Genomic DNA, 17,496 nt, shown 5'->3' with positions numbered 1-17,496 from the left:
CTGATGGGCCACGCGTTCGAAGCGACCGACAGCGCCGAGGTACCGGCCTCGGTCGACGAGGTCTGGGAGGCGATCGCCACCGGGCCGGGCATCGACTCGTGGTACATGGGCCGCAACGAGGTGCGGAACGGCCAGGTCACGATGGCCTTCGGCGCCTACCGGCCGACTTCGGAGGTCACCGCGTGGGACCCGCCGAAGCACTTCGCGCACGACAGCGGCAAGGCCGGGGACGGCCGGTTCATCGCCTACGAGTTCCTGGTCGAGGGCCGTGACCACGGCAGCACGGTGCTGCGGATGGTCACGAGCGGTTTCCTGCCCGGCGACGACTGGGCCGACGAGTTCGAGGCGATGCGGCTGGGCGGCGCGCTGTTCTGGCGCACGCTGGTCGAGTACCTGGGCCACTTCGCCGGCCGCACCGCGCAGCCGTTGACCGTCTTCGGGCCCGAGGTCACCGACTGGGACGAGGCGTGGCGCAGGCTCGACGACGCGATCGAGGCGAAGCTCCCCGGTGCCGTGGAGTACCACCGCAACTCGCACACCCTCGGGCTGCGCACCGAGAACGGCATGTACCGCTTCCTGCGCGGCTTCCACGGCCCGATGATCGCCGCGCACCACGTCTTCACGGGCGACGAGTCCGAACAGGACTGGCAGCTCTGGTTCGAGAACACCCTGGGAGAGCAGAAATGACCCGCTTCACCACCTCGGCCGACGGCACGCAGGTCGCCTGCTCGACCACCGGCTCCGGTCCCGCGCTGCTGCTCGTCGACGGCGCACTGTGCCATCGGAGGTTCGGGCCCAGCACGGAGCTCGCGTCCGTGCTGGACAAGGACTTCACCGTCCACACCTACGACCGCCGCGGCCGGGGCGAGACCGGGGACGGCGCCACGCCGTGGTCGCTGGAGCGCGAGGTGGAGGACATCGAGGCCGTCATCGGGGAGGCCGGCGGGTCCGCGTTCGTCTTCGGCGTCTCCTCCGGCGCGGTGCTAGCGCTCGAAGCCGCGTCGAGGCTGCCGTCGATCACCCGGCTCGCGGTCTACGAGGCGCCGTTCGTCGTGGACGACACCCACCCGGCCCGTCCCGCCGACTACGTGCGGACGGTGGACGACCTCATCGCGCGCGGCGACCGGTCCGGCGCGCTGTCGTCGTTCATGAAGCTCGTCGGCACGCCCGGTTTCGCCGTCGCGGTCATGAAGCTGACGCCGGTGTGGAAGAAGCTCAAGGCCGTGGCGCACACGCTGCCGTGGGACCTGCGCATCCTCGGCGACGACGGCCGTGGCGAGCCGCTGCCGGCTGACCGCTGGCACGTCGAGGTGCCGACGCTCGCCCTGGACGGCGGCAAGTCGCCCGTGTACCTCCGCAACGCGATGAAGAACGTCGCGGAGGTCGTCAAGGGCGCCGAGCACCGCACCCTGGCCGGTCAGACGCACATGTACAAGTCCTCGGTGATGGCGCCGGAGCTGGTGGAGTTCTTCTCGCGGGCCCAGCGCACCGCCGGTCCCATCGCGTAGCCGGCCAGCACGAACAGCCCGCCGACCAGCAGCCAGCCGAGGCTCCCCCACCCGAGCACGACGGTCGTGAGCAGGGCCGGACCGACCATGCGCGCGACCGCCGTGCCGGTGCCGAAGAAGCCCTGGTACTGGCCCTGGCGGTCGGTGGGCGCGAGGGAGAAGCCGATCTCCCAGGCCCCGGAGGCGAGCATCATCTCGCCGAGCACCTGCAGCGCGGCGGCCGCGACCAGCAGCGCCGCCGCGGGCCACGCCCCGATGCCGAACGCCGTGGCCGCGAAGACCACGCAGGACGCGCCCAGCACCAGCCCGGCGTGCCGCACCAGCCCCGCGGCCCGCGTGAGCTCGGTGGCCCGGCGGGCGATGCGGACCTGGAACAGGACGACGGCCGCGGTGTTGAGGACCAGCAGCGCGGCCGCGAGCCACGTCGGCGCCTCGGTGCGCTGCACGATCCACAGCGGGATGACCAGGCTGAGCAGCGGCATGTACAGCAGCATCACCGCGTTCACCAGCGTGACCAGCACGTACGGCCGGTCCCTGAGCACTTCGAACCGGCCGGGTGCACGGGTCGTCGCGGTCTCCGGCAATGTCGCGAGGATCGCCGCGGCGGCGAGGAAGCTCAGGGCGTCCAGCGCGAACACCGCCGTGTAGGCGAGCTCCGTGCCGAGGTGCAGCGCGAACCCGCCCGCCGCCGCGCCGATCGCGATGCCCGCGTTGGCGGTCGACTGGATCCGCGCCCGCACCCGCGTGCGCTCCTCGGGCGTCGTCAGTCCCGCGAGCAACGCCTGCCTGGCCGCCTGCAACCCGCTCTGGAAGCTCGCGTACAGGCACATGACCAGCACGAACGCCAGGTGGCCCCGTGCGACGAGCAGAACGCCGATGCTCGCCGCGGTCAGCGCCGCCAGCACGACCGCGGTGGTGCGCGGCCCCCACCGGTCGGCGAGCGAGCCGAGTGCGACACCGGCCGCCGCGCCGACGCCCCACGCGACGGTGAGGCCGAGGCCGACCTGCGCCGGGCTCAGGCCGGCCACGAGCGTGAAGTAGAGGGCCGAGCAGACGAGGAAGCCGCCGTCACCGATCGAGTTGGTCAGCTGCGCGTACGCGAGTCGCCGGGTCATGGAACGACCGTAGGACGCTGATTGGCCCTGACCTTGGGACAAGACCGCGCTGCTTCTCTGGGCCAATTCGGATCGGTCAGGGGTGCATCCGCGCGCCCTTGAGGATCTTGTCGATCGCGTTCTTCTGACCGTGCACCGCGAGGCCGACCAGGTCGAGGTCCCGGGTGTGCACCTTGCGCACGGCGGCGCGGTTGTCGGCGTCGTTGCCGGTCGAGAACAGGTCGGCCGTGAAGATCGACATGGCCTGGTCGCGGGTCAGCGCGCGCTGGTGGGCCTTCGTGAGCACGTCCCGGTCACCTTGCAGGACCACGACGGGCTGGCCGAACATCGGCAGGTAGGTGACGTCGTCGGCGTCGGTGTACGGCTCACCGCGCAGCTCCTGCGGGAGGCCGCTGACGAGGAAGGCGGTGACGTTCAGCGCCTGCCAGGAGGCCAGGTCGTCCCGCAGCAGCACAGCGATCTTGGTGTCGAACATGGCGTCCACCATCGCGGGTGGGGCCGCCGCCGGTCTTGTACGTTCCTGACATGAGCAGCACCGCCTGGCGCCCGGCGGTGGACGGCATCCGGGAGGTCTTCCACGCCGAGTTCACCACCCACGTCTACCCGGCGCACACGCACGACGCGTGGACGTTGTTGCTGATAGACACGGGTGCGGTGCGCTACGAGCTGGACCGGCACGAACACGGCGCACTGGTCGACGGGGTGACGCTGCTGCCGCCGCACGTGCCGCACGACGGCCGGTCCGCGCACGAGTCGGGCTTCCGCAAACGGGTGCTGTACCTCGACGGCGACGTGCTGCCCGCCGGGCTCGTCGGCAAGTCCGTCGACACCCCGATGCTCGTCGACCCCTTGTTGCGCAGGCGGGTGGACCAGCTGCACCTGGTGCTGGACGAGCCGCTGGAGGCGCAGAGCCGGCTGGCGCTGATCACCGAGCGGATCACGCACCACTTCGCCGGGACCGCACCGCAGGTGTTCGCCGACCCGACGCTGGCCGACCGGCTGCGGGAGCTGCTCGACGCGTCGCTGCCCGCGGGTCTCACGCTGGCGGAGGCGGCGGCCGAGCTGCAGAGCAGCCCCACGCACCTGGTGCGCGCGTTCAGCCGGCGGTTCGGGTTGCCGCCGCACCGCTACCTGACCGGGCGGCGGGTCGACCTGGCCCGCCGGCACCTGCTGGAGGGGCGGCCCGCGGCCGAGGCGGCGGTGCTGGCCGGGTTCCACGACCAGTCGCACCTGACCCGGCACTTCCGGCGCGTGCTCGGTACCAGCCCGGGACGGTTCGCGCGCTGACAGAATCAGCCGGTGCACGTCGACGTCCTCGGTCCGGTGGAGGCCCGCACCGCAGCGGGCAAGGTCGCGGTGGGCGGTCCGCGGCCGCGCACCCTGCTCGCGTTGCTGGCGCTGCGGGCCGGTGAGGTCGTGCCCGTCGACCGGCTGATCGACGAGCTGTACGGCGAGGCACCGCCGTCCGACGCGGCGAACGCGTTGCAGGGCCAGGTGTCGCGGCTGCGCCGGGCGCTCGGGGCGGCCGAGCTGGTCGAGCTGCACCCGGCCGGGTACCGCCTCGCGCTCGACCCGGACACCGTTGACGCGCACCGGTTCGCGGCGCTGGCGGCGGCCGGGCAGCAGGCGCTCGACCGGGGTGACCCGCAGGCGGCGGAGGCACTGCTGGCCGACGCGCTGGCGTTGTGGCGCGGGCCCGCACTGGGCGGCACGACCGCGACCGGGCACGCCGACCGCCTTGAACGGCAACGCCGGAGCGCCGCGCACGGGTTGATCGCCGCGCGAGTCCGGTTGCACAGGGCGGACGTGCAGGAGATCCAGGACCTCGTGCGGCAGCACCCGCTGGACGAACGGCTGCGCGGTTTCCTGATGCAGGCGCTGCACCAGCAGGGCCGGCCGGCCGAGGCGTTGCAGGCCTTCGAGGACGCCCGCGCCGTGCTGGCCGAGGAGCTCGGCACCGACCCGTCCGCCGAGCTGCGCGCGATCCACGTGCAGCTGCTGCGCGGTCAGGCACCGCGGGAGCTGCCCGCCCAGCTCACCGGTTTCGTGGGCAGGCAGGCGGAGCTGGAGCGGCTCGCGGGACTGACCGAGGACCGGCTGGTCACGCTCACCGGTCCGGGCGGGGCGGGCAAGACCCGGCTCGCGCTGCGGGCGGCGGCCGACGACGCCGTGTTCGTGGACCTGGCACCGGTGCACGACGTGGCCGCGGCGACGCTGCAGGCGTTGGGGCTCAAGGAAACCGTGCTGCCACCGGAGGAACGGCTGACGCTCGCGCTGAAGGACCGCGCGGTCCAGCTCGTCCTCGACAACTGCGAGCACGTCGTCGAGCAGGCGGCGCGGCTGGTCCAGCACCTGCTCAGCACGTGCCCGCGGCTGCGGGTCCTCGCGACCAGCCGGGAGGCGCTGGGCATCACCGGCGAGACGCTGTGCCCGGTGCCGCCGCTCGACCCCGAGCAGAGCGTGGCGCTGTTCGTCCAGCGCGCCAGGGCCGTGCGGCCGTCGTTCACCCGCGACGAGCACACCGACCGCATCTGCCGCGAGCTCGACGGCCTCCCCCTCGCCATCGAGCTGGCCGCCGCCCGCGTCCGCACCCTCAGCACCGAGGACATCGCGCGGCGGCTGGGCGACCGGTTCCGCCTGCTGTCCAAGGGGAACCGCGCCGCGGCACCCCGCCACCAGACGTTGAGCGCGGTCGTGGGGTGGAGCTGGGACCTGCTCACGCCCGACGAACGCGACCTCGCCACGGCGGTCGCGACGTTCAGCGGTGGCGCCACCCTCGACGCCGTGGAACAGGTGGGCGGGCACGACCTGGAGGTGCTGGCAGCGCTGGTGGACAAGTCGCTGGTCGAAGCCGCCGACGGCCGTTACCGCATGCTGGAGACGATCCGCGAGTTCTGCGCGCGGCACGGTCGCGCCGACGCCGGGCACGCCGCGTTCTACAGCGCACTGGCCCGCCGCGCCGACCCCGAGCTGCGCGGCCCCGGCCAGCTGCGCTGGCTCGCCGCGATGAGCGCGGAGCACGCCAACCTCCTGCAGGCGCTGACCTGGACCACCGCCCACGAGCCGGCGGCCGCTCTGCGCCTGCTCGCGGACCTGTCCTGGTACCTGTACGTGAAGGGCAGCCGCACCGAGGTCGAGCCGATCGCGCGCACCCTGCTCGGCGTGGTGCCCGAGCAGGTGAGCGAGGAGTACGCGATCCTGCTGGCACTGGCCGCACCCGAACGCGTCCGCGGTGTCCTGGAGCAGCTGCGCGGCCCGGTGCGCCAGCCGTTCGTGCTGATCGCGTGGGCCATGCTGGCCGGGCCGCCCGACCGCGACCGCCCGCGCACCCCGTTGCAGGAGGCGGTCGAGAACAGCACCGACCCGTGGGTGCGGGGCCTGATCGCGTTCAGCACCGCCTACACCGAGTGGGCGGTGAACGGCGACCGCGCCCTGGCCGTCGAACGGTCCCGGGAGGCCCTGCGCCGGTTCCAGGACCTCGGTGAGCGCTGGGGCGCGGCCCAGGTCCTCGACGTGCTCGCCACCCTGACCGACGACCCGCACGAGGCGCTGGCCCTCACCGACGAGGCCCTGCGCGCCGTCGGTGAGCTGGGTGCCACCGAGGAGCTGGCCGAGCTGCGCGGCCGCCGCGCCGACCGGTTGCTCGACCTCGACCAGGACGCCGCCGAACGCGACTACCGCGAGGCGCTGGACCTGGCGACCCGCGCGGGTCTCGCCGCGACCAGGGCACTGGCCCACGTGGGTCTCGCGGAGATCGCCCGCCGCCGGGACGACCCGGCGGAGGCGGAGCGGTTGCTGCTGGCCGCCGACCGGGAGCTCGGGTTCGGGTGGATGCACGCGAACGCCAAGCAGCAGGTGGAGGCGGCGCTCAGCGCACTCGCGCGTACTCGGGGAGCTTGATCGCGGTGGCGGCCCTGAGGTCCATGCGCGCGAACACCGGTGCCTTGTCCAGGAACCCGAACACCCGGTCGCGCACCCACATGCCGAGCCGCGTGCCCGGCGCGAGGAACGGTCCCGGGTTGCCCTGGCAGCCGCGGGCGTACGGGCCGACCAGTGCCTCGTAGCGGGCGAACGCGTCACCGCCCGCGGCCAGCTCCCCGGCCAGCACGTACGCGCTCACGACCGCGAGCCCGGTGCCCATGCCGCCCAGCGTCGAGCCGTACCCGGCGTCACCGAGCAGGGTGACCCGCCCCGAGCTGACGGCCGGCATCCGCACCTGGCTGATCGAGTCGAAGTAGACGTCGGGCGCGATCAGCTCGTCGGGCAGCAGCTCCGGCGGCACCGGCGACTTGAACAGCACCCAGCCCGGTGCGCTGAGCACCCCCGGCGCGCAGGTCAGGTCCCGGTCGTCGCCGTCGGCGGGCCAGAGGGCGAAGTAGTAGCCCTGGAACCGCGGCCGGTAGTCCGGGAAGGTGAGCCGCCGCACGCCGGAGCGCATCCCGTCCGCGCCGACGACGAAGTCGAACCGCCGCGGCCGGCCGCGGGCGAACTCCACGTCCACGCCGGCGCCGTCGTCGTGCAGCGCCGTGACCCAGTCACCGAACACGTACTCCGCGTCCGCGGCGCTCGCGTCGTGCAGCAGGCGGGACAGGTCCCCTCGGAGGACCTCGACCTCACCCGCTGTGAACGACGCGGGCAGCCGGGCGCGTTCCCGTCCGTCGACACCGCGGAACACCATGTCGCGCGGGGTCGTCGCGGCGGCGCGGACGGCGTCGAGCAGACCCATCCGCCGCAGCACGGACAGGTGCGCCTCGCCGCGGAAGTCGACGGCCTGGCCGCCGGTCCGCAGCGAGGGCGCGCGTTCGACGACCGTGGCCGAGATCCCGAAGCGGGACAACCAGAAGGCCAGTGCGGGGCCGGCCACGCCGGCCCCCGAGATCAACACGTCCATGGCCCGGCAGGCAACACCGGGCCGCTGACCGGACGCTGACCGGCTACTGCCCGTTGATCAACGTCAGCATCTGCTGGATCTGACCGGACCGCGAGTCCCGCACGCGCTGGGCGTAGGCGGTGGTCTCCGGGTTGGAGCCGTCCTTCAGCTCCGTCTGCGCCATCTCGACGGCGCCGCCCTGGTGGCCGGTCATCAGGTTGAGGTAGGCGAGGTCGAACTCCTCCTTGCTCCTGTCCTTGACCTCGGCGATGACCTTGGCGTCGAGCAGCGGCATGCCGCCGTGGGCGGCGTGCACGTTCGGGTCGCTCGACGGCTGCTCCGGCTTGCCCCAGAGCTTCAGCCAGCCCTTGAGCATCTCCAGCTCCTCGCGCTGGGTCACGTCGACCGCGCCGGCGAGCTCCTTGACCTTCGGCGCGGTGGCCATGGCCTTCGCCACCACCGCGAGGTCGATGCCCTGTTGCAGGTGGGCGACCATCATTTGCGCGAACATGACGTCCGCGTCGTTGAACCTCGCGGTGGCAGCGGGAGGTGGTGCGGTGGAGGTCGCCGCACCGTGCCCGTGGCCCTGCTGGTGTTGCTGCTGGGCCTCCGGCACGGCGGCACCTCCACCGCACCCCGCCAGCGCCAGGACCGCGACCGCGATCACCAGGCGCCTCATCGGATCAGATCTTCTCCCACAACGCGACCGCGTTCGGCGGCTCCCAGCCGGTCAGCGCGGTGTGCGCCTGCCGGCAGCGGTACGTCGAGCCGCCGTAGGTGACCTGGGCACCCGCGGCGTAGGACGTGTTCGCGGCCCACGTGCCACCCGCGGGCGGCTGCGTGGTCGGCGGGGTCGTGGTGGGCGGGGTGGTCGTCGGAGGCGTCGTCGTCGGCGGCGTGGTGGTGGGCGGCGGGGTGCCGCCACCGTTCACGTTGACGTCGATGCAGGAGTAGAACGCGGCGCCGGTGTCGGCGATGTTCCAGATGGCGAAGATCTTCTGGCGGCCGGAGAAGCCGCTCAGGTTGATCGTGTGCCGCACCGGGTCGGTCGGAGCCGCGTTGTTGCCGTTGACGTACCCGACGCGCGAGCCGTTGATGTAGTACTCGTAGTCGCGCGTGCGGTGGCGGGCGGTGAACGTCCAGCTCACCGTCAGGCTGGTGCCGGTGCTGGTGGCCCGCCAGCCCTTGCTGTCGTCGTTGAGCTCGTCGAAGTCGCCGCGCGCTCCGTTGCAGTTCATCAGGCCCTTGGGGCCTTCTGCGCTCTGCGGCTCGTACGTGGGCGCACCGCAGGGAACGGTCTTCTGCGCACACTGCGCCGACCGGCTCGGCGGTGACGACACGTACCCGTGCGCACTGGCCGAACCGACGGGCGTGACGAGCACGATTGCGGGGACCGCGGCCATGACGAGCGCCGCTTTCCTGGTGAGTTTCATTCTTCCGAACTCCTTGGATCGTTCCCAGGCGGGGTGGACCCCCGTTGCAGGGGCGGGAACCGACGGCGTTTCTGATCGCTCGCCGATCAAGTATCGGTGTGGTCTAGACCATAAACCGACGTTTCGAAAGTGGTCAAGGAGTCACCCGGAGCGAAGTTCGACGAGTTCCGCACCAGCCGGTCCACCGGGACAACTGGTCCTGTCAGCCGAGTAAGTCGCCTCCGGACGGGGAATCCCCGCGTCATGCGTGATTTCGACCAGCCCTCCCGAGCCAGTGGCCCCGGCGTCGTCGTCGACGGACCCGCAGGTGCCCCAACGGTCCTCGTGATCGATCCAGCGGGCGAGGCCCCGCACGAGGGCATCCCCGCCACCTGGCGCCCGTTCACCGACACCCTGCGCGTGGTGTGGCTGCGCGTCCCCGCCGCACCCGAGTGGAAGTCCACAGTGGACAAGGTGCTCGCCGCCCACCACGACGACGACGCGCCGGTGCGCCTCGACGTGGTGTGCAGCGGACCCCTCGCCGCCGACGTCGTCGACCTGGTGGGCCGGCACGAGCACCTCGTGAACTCGGTCCTGCTGGTGGACCCGGAGACCGAGGTCACCGCGCCGTTCGCCCGCGTCATCGCGCGCAGCGACGACAGCGCCGACGACCGCATCCCCGCACCGCTGCCCCTCGGCCACCCCGACGTGGTGTCCGCGGTGACCGAGCAGCTCGGCCAGCGGAACTTCTGAACCGGGCAGAACGCCCCTCCGTATGCCTCGGCAGGGAACCGAGGACGGGAGGCTTCATGCGTGCGCGTCTGCTCATCGTGGTGCTGGGGCTGCTGGCACTGACGGGCTGTTCGGCGTTCGGCGGGGGCGGCTCCGGCGAACCGGCGGCCAACGAGGCGGATGCGACGTTCTCGTTGCGCATGATCCCCCACCACCGGCAGACGATCGAGATCTCGAAGCTCGCCGTCGAACGCTCCAAGGACTCCTTCGTCGTCGACGTGGCCGACCGGATCGCCGCCGCGGAGGCGGGTGAGATCGAGCAGATGTCGACCTACCTGCGCACGTGGAACATCCAGGTCCCCGGCGACGCCCCCCACGAGACGCACAAGATGGCGGGCATGATGACCGCCAAGGACGTCGAGGCGCTCAAGACCGCGCAGGGCACCCAGTTCGACACGCTCTACCTGGCCACGTTGTCCCGCCACCTGCGCAGCGGCGTGGACATGGCGAAGGACGCCCAGGCGAAGGGCGTGCACGTGGGCTCGAAGGCGTTGGCCGGCAAGATCATCGTGTCGCAGACCGAGGTGCTGGACCAGATCGGCGCCCGGCAGAAGTCCTGACGTGGCCGCACCGGTGGCGGGTCCCCTCTCGAAGGGCGGCGGACCCGCCACCGCGTCGTGCGCGGGGCGGCGGAAAACCACGGGCCCTCCCCCGTTCCCGGCAATAGCCTGACCGCATGCACCCCCATCCAGAGCCCTACGACCAGGGCCTCCTCGACGTGGGCGACGGCAACCGCGTCCACTGGGAGATCAGCGGAAACCCGGACGGCAAACCCGCCGTGGTCTTCCACGGCGGCCCCGGTGCCCCCGGGAACAGCGCCCGCTGGCGCCGCGACTTCGACCCGGAGCACTGGAAGCTCGTCATCTGGCACCAGCGCGGCTGCGGCAACAGCACCCCGCACGCCGGCGACCCCGCCACGAGCATGGAGCACAACACCACCCAGCACCTCATCGACGACGCCGAAAAGCTCCGCGAACACCTCGGCATCGACCGGTGGCTGATCATCGGCGGTTCCTGGGGCTCCACGCTGGCGCTCGCCTACGCCGAGCAGCACCCCGAGCGGGTCAGCGAGCTGGTCATCGCCGCGGTCACCACGTCCCGGCCGCAGGAGCACGCGTGGATCACCCGTGGCCTCAGCCTGTTCTTCCCCGACCACTTCGAGCGGTTCCTCGACGGCGTCCCCGAGGAGGACCGCGACGGCAACCTCGCCCTCGCCTACAACAGGCTGCTCAACTCCGACGACCCCGATACCCGCGCGAAAGCCGCCCACGACTGGAGCAAGTGGGACCTCGCCACGGTCACCGGCGGCGACAACGACTTCACCGGCACGCCCTACGAGGACCCGCTCTTCCGCTACACGACGGCACGGGTGGTCACGCACTACTGGGGCAACGAGGCGTTCCTCGAACCGGACCACGTCCTGGACAACCTCCACCGCCTGCACGGCATCCCCGGCGTGCTCATCCACGGCCGCAACGACCTCGGCGGGCCGCTGTGGACCGCGTGGGAGGTGGCGAAGAGGTGGCCGGACGCCGAGCTGGTGGTTCTCGGTGACGCCGGGCACCAGGCGAAGGAGGGCGGCAGCATGAGCGAGGCGATCGCCGCGGCCGTCGAGAAGTTCCGGTGACCGAGGACTGGCTGGACGTCGGTGACGGGCAGCGAATTCACTACGAGGTCAGCGGAAACCCGGCGGGCAAGCCCGCGGTCGTGTTCCACGGCGGTCCCGGCAGCGGGCTGAACCGGCGGTGGCGCGAGGACTTCGACCCCGAGCACTGGCTGCTGGTGCTGTGGGACCAGCGGGGCTGCGGCAAGAGCACCCCGCACGCCGGTGACCCCGCCACGAGCATGGAGCACAACACCACCCAGCACCTCATCGACGACGCCGAGAAGCTCCGCGACCACCTCGGCATCGACAAGTGGCTGATCGCCGGGGCCTCCTGGGGGTCGACGCTCGCGCTGGCGTACGCGATCCAGCACCCGCACCGGGTCAGCGAGCTCATCATCAGCGCGGTCACCACGTCCCGGCCGCAGGAGCACGCGTGGCTCACCCGCGGGGCCCGGTTGTTCTTCCCCGACCTGTTCGCGGAGTTCCAGCGCGGGGTGCCGGAGGAGGAACGGGACGGCAACCTGGCCGTCGCCTACAACAGGCTCCTCAACTCCGACGATCCCGATACCCGCGCGAAAGCCGCCCACGACTGGAACAGGTGGGACCTCGCGCTCATGGCCGGTGGTGCGACGGACTTCGCCGGCACGCGGTACGAGGACCCGCTGACGTCGTACACGCTCGCCCGGATCATCACGCACTACTGGGGCAACGAGGCGTTCCTCGAACCGGACCACGTCCTGGACAACCTCCATCGCCTGCACGGCATCCCGGGCGTGCTCATCCACGGCCGGTACGACTTCGGCGGTCCGCCGGAGAACGCCTGGGAGGTCGCCCAGCGGTGGCCCGACGCCGAGCTCGTGTTCGTCGGCGACGCGGGCCACCAGTCCACGCGCAGCACGGACGCCGCGTTGACGGCCGCCATCGCAAAGTTCCTCCAACCCTGCTTCCGCCGGCATCTGCAAGTTGGTCGTACTTGCAGATGCCTTGCCAGCAGCGGGGGTCAGGGGGCGACGGGGCCGGAGCGGTAGAGGCCCTCGCCGGCCCACAGGATGCGGTCGCGCAGCACGGGGCCCGGCGCCGGCACGAAGTTCGCGGCGTCGTCGGTGCTGCCGGTGCCGTCGTACACGGCGCGGGCCGGATAGGGGAACACGGGACGGGTGCGGGTCACGGCACCGGAGCCGTCCCGTCCCTCCGCGACCACCTTCGCCGGTGCCGCACCACCCTCCACCCACCGCACCAGCGCGGGGAACGGGTCGAAGTCGGTCAGCTCGTCACCGCGCGCGCAGTGGTGCAGCGAGGGCACGACGAACAGGCGGGCCCAGTCCTGCGTCCGGCCGCCGGTCAGCCGCTGCCAGTAGTCCAGCGTGCCCTGCACCGGGATGCCGGGGTCTGCGGCACCGTGCCAGACGACCAGCTTGCCGCCCGCACGCCGGAACTCCCGCAGGTCCAGCGACATCGCGTTCGCCTTCACCGCCTCCCGTGCCACGCGGTGCAGCTCGCGCACGGTGAACTCGAACGAGTCCACAGAGGAGTGTGGCTGTCCGATGGGGTAGACGAGGTTCTTCAGCGCGTCGTCGGCGAGCTGACCGGAGATCGAGTGGCCGTCGACCGGGTTGGTCCAGTACTTCCAGCCCAGCTCCGAGCCGTACGACTGACCACCGGGGTAGAGCCGGACACCGCCGTCGGACGGGCCCGCGTAGAGCCGGCGGGCGCGGGCGATCTCGTCTTCGGTCAGCTGACCGGCGAGCACGGCCGGGTCGAAGCGGCACAGCCGCGGCTCGTCGAGCTGGCCGTCCACCAGCCCGTCGAGACCGTCGCACGCGCGCAGCACGGCGGCGTGCAGCAGGTCGATCTTGTCGTTCGGGATGGCGTTGCGGGTGATCCACGCCTGGTAGCCCACGAGCGCCCCGAAGTAGCCGGCCGGCGCGCCGGCCACGATGCCGTCGAAGTCGTGCGGGTAGCGCTGGGCGAGCTGCAACGCCTGGCGGCCGCCGTTCGAGCAGCCGGTGAAGTACGACTTCGCCGGTGCGACGCCGTAGAAGCTCCGCACGAGCACCTTCGACACCCGTGCCAGCACGTGCGGTGCGCGGAAGAAGAAGTCGTCGCGCGCCTGCTGGTCCGACCGCGCCCACGTCGTGTCCGTGGGGTCCTCCGGCGGCGTCCGGTGGCCCGCGTCGGTGGTCGCGACCGCCGCGTCGCCGAACGCCGGACCGCACTGGGGGAACTTCGCCGGCTCCAGGAACCCGCAGAACCCGCCGCACCCGTACTGGACGTACCGGCCGCGGTAGGTCCGGGTGGGCAGCTTCAGCTGGAACCGGACGTCCGGTTCGATCGTGCCCCGCACGTCGCAGAACTCCGGCACCCTGCCCGCGGCCGGCACGACCACGGCCGACTCGACCCGCGTCCGCGCGTCCGGCACCGGGTACGAGCGCACCAGCGCCGCGCACGACCGCACCGGCCGGGTCGGTCCGCCCGACGACGAGGCGGCGGGCATCGTTCCCGCCACGACCGTGAGCACGGCGACGAGTGCCGCCAGCGACTTGCGGACCATGCGATCTTCCCCCTGGTTCGAACCAGGTGAAGTCTCGCACCTGTCCGGTGTGGTTCCGGAGGTGTTGGGCAGGATCCGGCTCGGCCGAACGGATGATCTCGCGCACGAACCGCCGCGGGTCAGGGCCGGAAGTCGGCGGGGAAGCCGGCCTCCTGCACGGACAGACCGGAGGGGCGCAACGTTCCGATGCTGCCCTGCGTGTGCAGGTCGAGGAACATGTCCACGACGTCCGGGTCGAACTGTTCGCCGCGCCCTGCCCAGAGTTCCCGCCGCGCACGGTTCTCGTCCAGCGCGGTCTGGTGTGGACGGTTCGACCGCATTGCGGCCCAGGCGACGCACACCGAGAGGATGCGCGCCTCGGCCCGGATGTCCGCGCCCTTCAGGCCGTCGGGGTAGCCGGTGCCGTCGTAGCGCTCGTGCTGCTGGCGGATCACGTGCGCGACGCCCGCGAACCCCGGCACCATCCGCGCGAGCCGGTAGCCGAAGTCCGGGTGCTGGCGCAGCAGCCGCCACTCCTCCTCCGACAACGCGCCCGGCTTGGTCAGCACGACCTCCGGAATGATGATCTTGCCGATGTCGTGCAGCCGGCCGGCCAGCTGGGCGACCCTGGTCGTGGGTGCGTCGAGGCCGAACTCCCCGGCGGCCACCCCGGCCCAGCGCGACACGGACCGGCTGTGGTCGTAGCGGTGCAGCCAGCCGTCCACGCGGTCGGCGACCTGGCAGAGGAACTCCGCCATCGCGCCGTCGGTGTCCGGGTCGACGGCGGGCAGCGGCTCGGGGCCGACCGCGATCCGGTTGCGGCCTGCGGCCTTCGCCGCGTACAGCGCGCGGTCGGCGATCACCACGATGTCGTCGGGGCCGTCGCCGTGCGTCGGGAAGCTCGCCGAGCCCACCGACACCGTGACCGACAGCGGGATGTCGTCGTTGCCCGCGTTGACCGGGATGGGTTTCTCCGCAACGCGTTCGCGCAGCCGGTTCGCGATCACCGAGAGCCGGTTGGGGCCCGCGTCCGGGACGAGCAGGGCGAACTCCTCACCGCCGTAGCGCGCGAGCACCTCCCCCGACCTCGACGCCGCGCGCAACCGGGCGGCGACCTCCATCAGCACGTCGTCACCGGCCGGGTGGCCGTAGTTGTCGTTGATCGACTTGAACCGGTCGACGTCGATGATGAACACCGCGACCGACCCGTCGTTGCGACGTGCCCGCGAGATCTCCAGCGGCAGCTGCGCCTCGAAGAACCGGCGGGTGTGCAGGCCGGTGAGGCTGTCGGTGATCGCGAGCTTGCGCTGGTCGGCGACCAGGCCCGCGAGCCGCGCGATGATCAGCAGCGACAGCAGCGCGCTGCCCGCCGCGATCACCACCACGTCCTGCGACGACTCGCCGACGTCGTGCACCAGCATCAGCACCGGCGCGGCCAGCGCGGCCGACGACAGCGCGATGATCCGGCCGCGGCTCAGGCCGACGTCCTTCATGTGCGCGCGGTCCACGAGCCGCGCCATCGTCGGGTGCAGAGCGGCGGCACCGATGCACAGGTTCGCCGAGAGCCAGATGGCGTCGAGGAAGTTGCCCGCGTGGTAGCTGCCGTCGAGGCGTTGCAGCACGTAGATCGTGTCCGCGGTGAGGATGCCCAGCAGGTTCGCCGTCAGCAGCACGAACGCGCGCGGCCGCGGTCCGGCACCGAAGATCAGCCGCAGGGCCACGACGAACAGCGCGAGGTCCATCATCGGGTAGCCGAGCGAGGCGAGCTTGACCAGCGCCGGCGAGGTGAGCCGGGCCTGCGGGCCGATGACGTAGAGCCAGGACGCCATGCCGGCCACCACGGCGAGCACGGCGGCGTCGAGCAGGCTCGGCAGGTCCAGCCCCGGTGTGCGGCGGCGGATCAGCATGATCACGCCGGCCACCATCAGCGGGTAGTGGCCCAGGTAGAGGACGTCCGCGTACGACGGGTAGAGCGTGTACCGGAAGATGTAGTGCGAGGCGTAGAACGTGAGGTCGGCCAGCGCGTAGACGACCTGGCTCAGTGCGAGGAGCACCCACGGGCGCCGCCACTGCGGCCGGTTGCGGCGGACGCCGGCGAACATGGCGATCGCGGCCGAGGCGGAGATCGTGCAGTACAGCACCACGCGCACCGTCTGCCCCGTTGTGCCAGCCGGGCTCACCGGGATGAGGTAGTAGACCCCCAGCAGCAGGTGACCTGCCACCAGGTACATCCACCACGCTCCGGTCCGGCCGGCACGGAAGATGGTCACACGAGACCCCTCGTTCTGCGACTTGGTCGGGCCAGGTGATGATGCCCGACTCCTCATGACCGCGGCACCGCCGTTACTCCGATGAGGTGACCAACCAATACGAGTCCGACGTTACCGCAAATCACTGTTCTGTTTTCCGCGCGAATGAAATCCCAGCACCGTCGCGGCAGCCGGCGAGCCGGCTCACCCAATCCGCCCCACGAGTTCGTCCGACAGCGTGACGACGGCGGTTCCGGTCCGTCGCCGGTTCCCGCCCACGGGTGGACCGCGCCGATTTTCGCACGACTTTTGGCTGCTCGGCGGGGATTCGGGCACCTTTCCCCGTTCGACCACGCGCTGTGCCCGTGCCCTCCACCTGTTGGCGGACACCCGAGGGGCGCAACGGGGGTCTCCCGCGCCCGGTGCCGTCACGACTTTCCACCTGACTTGACGCACGGCGTTTCGCGCGAGTTCCGGAACCTTCGTCGTTGACCGTTGCTGGGTTTTGAAATCCGGTTACCGCGGCAGTAGCGCGATATCGTTATCGGGGCAGCCCTTCACCTGCACGGCTCCGGGTTTCTGCCTCTTCGGCCAGTGCGTGCGGGGAGCGGCTCGCAACAGTGCTATGGACGCACCGGGCAGCGGTGCCGCGGGAGCTGCCCAAGGCGCCGTCGAGGTGCTGACAAGGCGTGGAGCCGGGACTACGGTCGGCGGCCATGAGGCTACTGCTCGCCGTCCTGATGATGGTCGTCCTCGCCCCCGCCACCGCACACGCGGCACCGCCGACCGCGCGCTGCGAGTTCATCCCCACGCCGGAGAACCCGGCCGCCCGCCCGGTGCAGCCACCGCCGTCGACGGTCCCGGCCCGCGGCACCGTGAAGGTCACCATCGTGACGAACTACGGCGTCGTGGTCGCGAAGCTGGACCGCGCCACCGCGCCGTGCGGGGTGGCGAACTTCGCGCACCTGGCGCGGAGCTGGTTCTACACGATGACGCAGTGCTGGCGGCTGACGGACACCGCGCGGCTGGGCGTGCTGCAATGCGGTGACATCCACCGGGCGGAGGAGGGCGGTCCCGGCTACCGGTTCGCCGACGAGGTCAGCGGTGCGGAGACCTACCCGCGCGGCACCATCGCGTACGGCAACCAGGGGCCGGGCACCAACGGCAGCGAGTTCTTCATCGTGCACTCTTTCGCGAACATCAAGCCGGTCTACACGGTGCTGGGCCACGTCGTGTCCGGCATGGACACCCTGGACCGGATCGTGGCGGCCGGGATCGTGCCGCAGCCGGACGGAACGCTCGACGGCGCACCGAAGAAGCCGGTGCGGATCATCCACGTGGCCGCCTGACCGCGTTTCGCGATCGGGGTCAACGGTCAACCTCGTTCCCCTGCCTGTGATCCCGGTCGCCCTGC

The 17,496-nt window shown here is 71.7% G+C and carries 16 protein-coding genes; 9 read left to right on the top strand and 7 right to left on the bottom strand.

Annotated features, from left to right (window positions below):
* The first annotated feature begins 3 nt into the window (after positions 1-3).
* Both ACZ7CF_RS19975 and ACZ7CF_RS19970 read left to right on the top strand, forming a co-directional pair.
* Positions 4-687, top strand: a complete 684-nt coding sequence (locus tag ACZ7CF_RS19975; protein ID WP_470370230.1) for an SRPBCC family protein — start codon at positions 4-6, stop codon at positions 685-687.
* Positions 684-1,508, top strand: coding sequence for an alpha/beta fold hydrolase (locus ACZ7CF_RS19970; protein ID WP_458430446.1), 825 nt, complete (start codon positions 684-686; stop codon positions 1,506-1,508). The genes ACZ7CF_RS19975 and ACZ7CF_RS19970 overlap by 4 nt, the downstream gene beginning before the upstream one ends.
* Here ACZ7CF_RS19970 and ACZ7CF_RS19965 read toward each other — a convergent pair.
* Together ACZ7CF_RS19965 and ACZ7CF_RS19960 are read right to left on the bottom strand one after the other, a co-directional pair.
* Positions 1,418-2,623 (bottom strand): MFS transporter, encoded by a 1,206-nt coding sequence (locus ACZ7CF_RS19965; RefSeq protein WP_470370229.1) that lies wholly within the window; start codon positions 2,621-2,623, stop codon positions 1,418-1,420. The two genes, ACZ7CF_RS19970 and ACZ7CF_RS19965, sit on opposite strands and share 91 nt — an antisense overlap.
* A gap of 76 nt (positions 2,624-2,699) precedes the next feature.
* A complete protein-coding gene (locus tag ACZ7CF_RS19960) occupies positions 2,700-3,098 on the bottom strand; it encodes a DUF2000 family protein (protein ID WP_458430444.1) in 399 nt (132 codons plus the stop codon).
* 50 nt (positions 3,099-3,148) lie between these two features.
* On the opposite strand from ACZ7CF_RS19960, the gene ACZ7CF_RS19955 reads away from it, so the two are divergent.
* Both ACZ7CF_RS19955 and ACZ7CF_RS19950 read left to right on the top strand, forming a co-directional pair.
* Positions 3,149-3,910 (top strand): AraC family transcriptional regulator, encoded by a 762-nt coding sequence (locus ACZ7CF_RS19955; protein WP_470370228.1) that lies wholly within the window; start codon positions 3,149-3,151, stop codon positions 3,908-3,910.
* A 12-nt stretch (positions 3,911-3,922) separates the two neighbouring features.
* On the top strand, positions 3,923-6,523 hold the full coding sequence (locus ACZ7CF_RS19950; protein WP_470370227.1) for an AfsR/SARP family transcriptional regulator: 2,601 nt from the start codon (positions 3,923-3,925) through the stop codon (positions 6,521-6,523).
* Here the strand turns inward: ACZ7CF_RS19950 and ACZ7CF_RS19945 are convergent.
* From ACZ7CF_RS19945 to ACZ7CF_RS19935, 3 genes are read right to left on the bottom strand one after another with little or no spacing between them, the layout of a single operon-like run.
* A complete protein-coding gene (locus ACZ7CF_RS19945; protein ID WP_470370226.1) occupies positions 6,492-7,514 on the bottom strand; it encodes an FAD-dependent monooxygenase in 1,023 nt (340 codons plus the stop codon). The genes ACZ7CF_RS19950 and ACZ7CF_RS19945 overlap by 32 nt on opposite strands.
* 43 nt (positions 7,515-7,557) lie before the next feature.
* Positions 7,558-8,172 (bottom strand): DUF305 domain-containing protein, encoded by a 615-nt coding sequence (locus ACZ7CF_RS19940; RefSeq protein WP_360395391.1) that lies wholly within the window; start codon positions 8,170-8,172, stop codon positions 7,558-7,560.
* Between the two features lie 4 nt (positions 8,173-8,176).
* The gene (locus tag ACZ7CF_RS19935; protein WP_470370225.1) at positions 8,177-8,926 is read right to left on the bottom strand and encodes a lytic polysaccharide monooxygenase; all 750 of its coding nucleotides are present in this window, start codon (positions 8,924-8,926) and stop codon (positions 8,177-8,179) included.
* A 324-nt stretch (positions 8,927-9,250) separates the two neighbouring features.
* Between ACZ7CF_RS19935 and ACZ7CF_RS19930 the strand changes: the two genes are divergently transcribed.
* From ACZ7CF_RS19930 to pip (ACZ7CF_RS19915), 4 genes are all read left to right on the top strand, one after another.
* A complete protein-coding gene (locus ACZ7CF_RS19930; protein WP_360395387.1) occupies positions 9,251-9,658 on the top strand; it encodes a hypothetical protein in 408 nt (135 codons plus the stop codon).
* A gap of 56 nt (positions 9,659-9,714) precedes the next feature.
* On the top strand, positions 9,715-10,257 hold the full coding sequence (locus ACZ7CF_RS19925; RefSeq protein ID WP_360395386.1) for a DUF305 domain-containing protein: 543 nt from the start codon (positions 9,715-9,717) through the stop codon (positions 10,255-10,257).
* Between the two features lie 116 nt (positions 10,258-10,373).
* Entirely contained in the window at positions 10,374-11,324 is a 951-nt protein-coding gene (gene pip / locus ACZ7CF_RS19920; RefSeq protein ID WP_470370224.1) for a prolyl aminopeptidase, read from the top strand.
* The gene (pip, locus tag ACZ7CF_RS19915; RefSeq protein WP_470370223.1) at positions 11,321-12,331 is read left to right on the top strand and encodes a prolyl aminopeptidase; all 1,011 of its coding nucleotides are present in this window, start codon (positions 11,321-11,323) and stop codon (positions 12,329-12,331) included. Before pip (ACZ7CF_RS19920) ends, pip (ACZ7CF_RS19915) begins: the two co-directional genes overlap by 4 nt.
* Here pip (ACZ7CF_RS19915) and ACZ7CF_RS19910 read toward each other — a convergent pair.
* Together ACZ7CF_RS19910 and ACZ7CF_RS19905 are read right to left on the bottom strand one after the other, a co-directional pair.
* Positions 12,304-13,854 (bottom strand): tannase/feruloyl esterase family alpha/beta hydrolase, encoded by a 1,551-nt coding sequence (locus ACZ7CF_RS19910; protein WP_470370222.1) that lies wholly within the window; start codon positions 13,852-13,854, stop codon positions 12,304-12,306. The genes pip (ACZ7CF_RS19915) and ACZ7CF_RS19910 overlap by 28 nt on opposite strands.
* Positions 13,855-13,973: 119 nt before the next feature.
* Complete coding sequence (locus ACZ7CF_RS19905) at positions 13,974-16,103, bottom strand: diguanylate cyclase (protein ID WP_360395378.1); 2,130 nt, start codon at positions 16,101-16,103, stop codon at positions 13,974-13,976.
* Positions 16,104-16,798: 695 nt separating this feature from the next.
* On the opposite strand from ACZ7CF_RS19905, the gene ACZ7CF_RS19900 reads away from it, so the two are divergent.
* A complete protein-coding gene (locus ACZ7CF_RS19900; protein WP_360395376.1) occupies positions 16,799-17,431 on the top strand; it encodes a peptidylprolyl isomerase in 633 nt (210 codons plus the stop codon).
* The last annotated feature ends 65 nt before the right edge of the window (positions 17,432-17,496 follow it).

This window comes from Lentzea sp. NPDC036955 (assembly GCF_055608005.1).
Note: the sequence above shows the minus strand (reverse complement) of the source record. Positions and strands in the feature narration are given on the sequence as shown.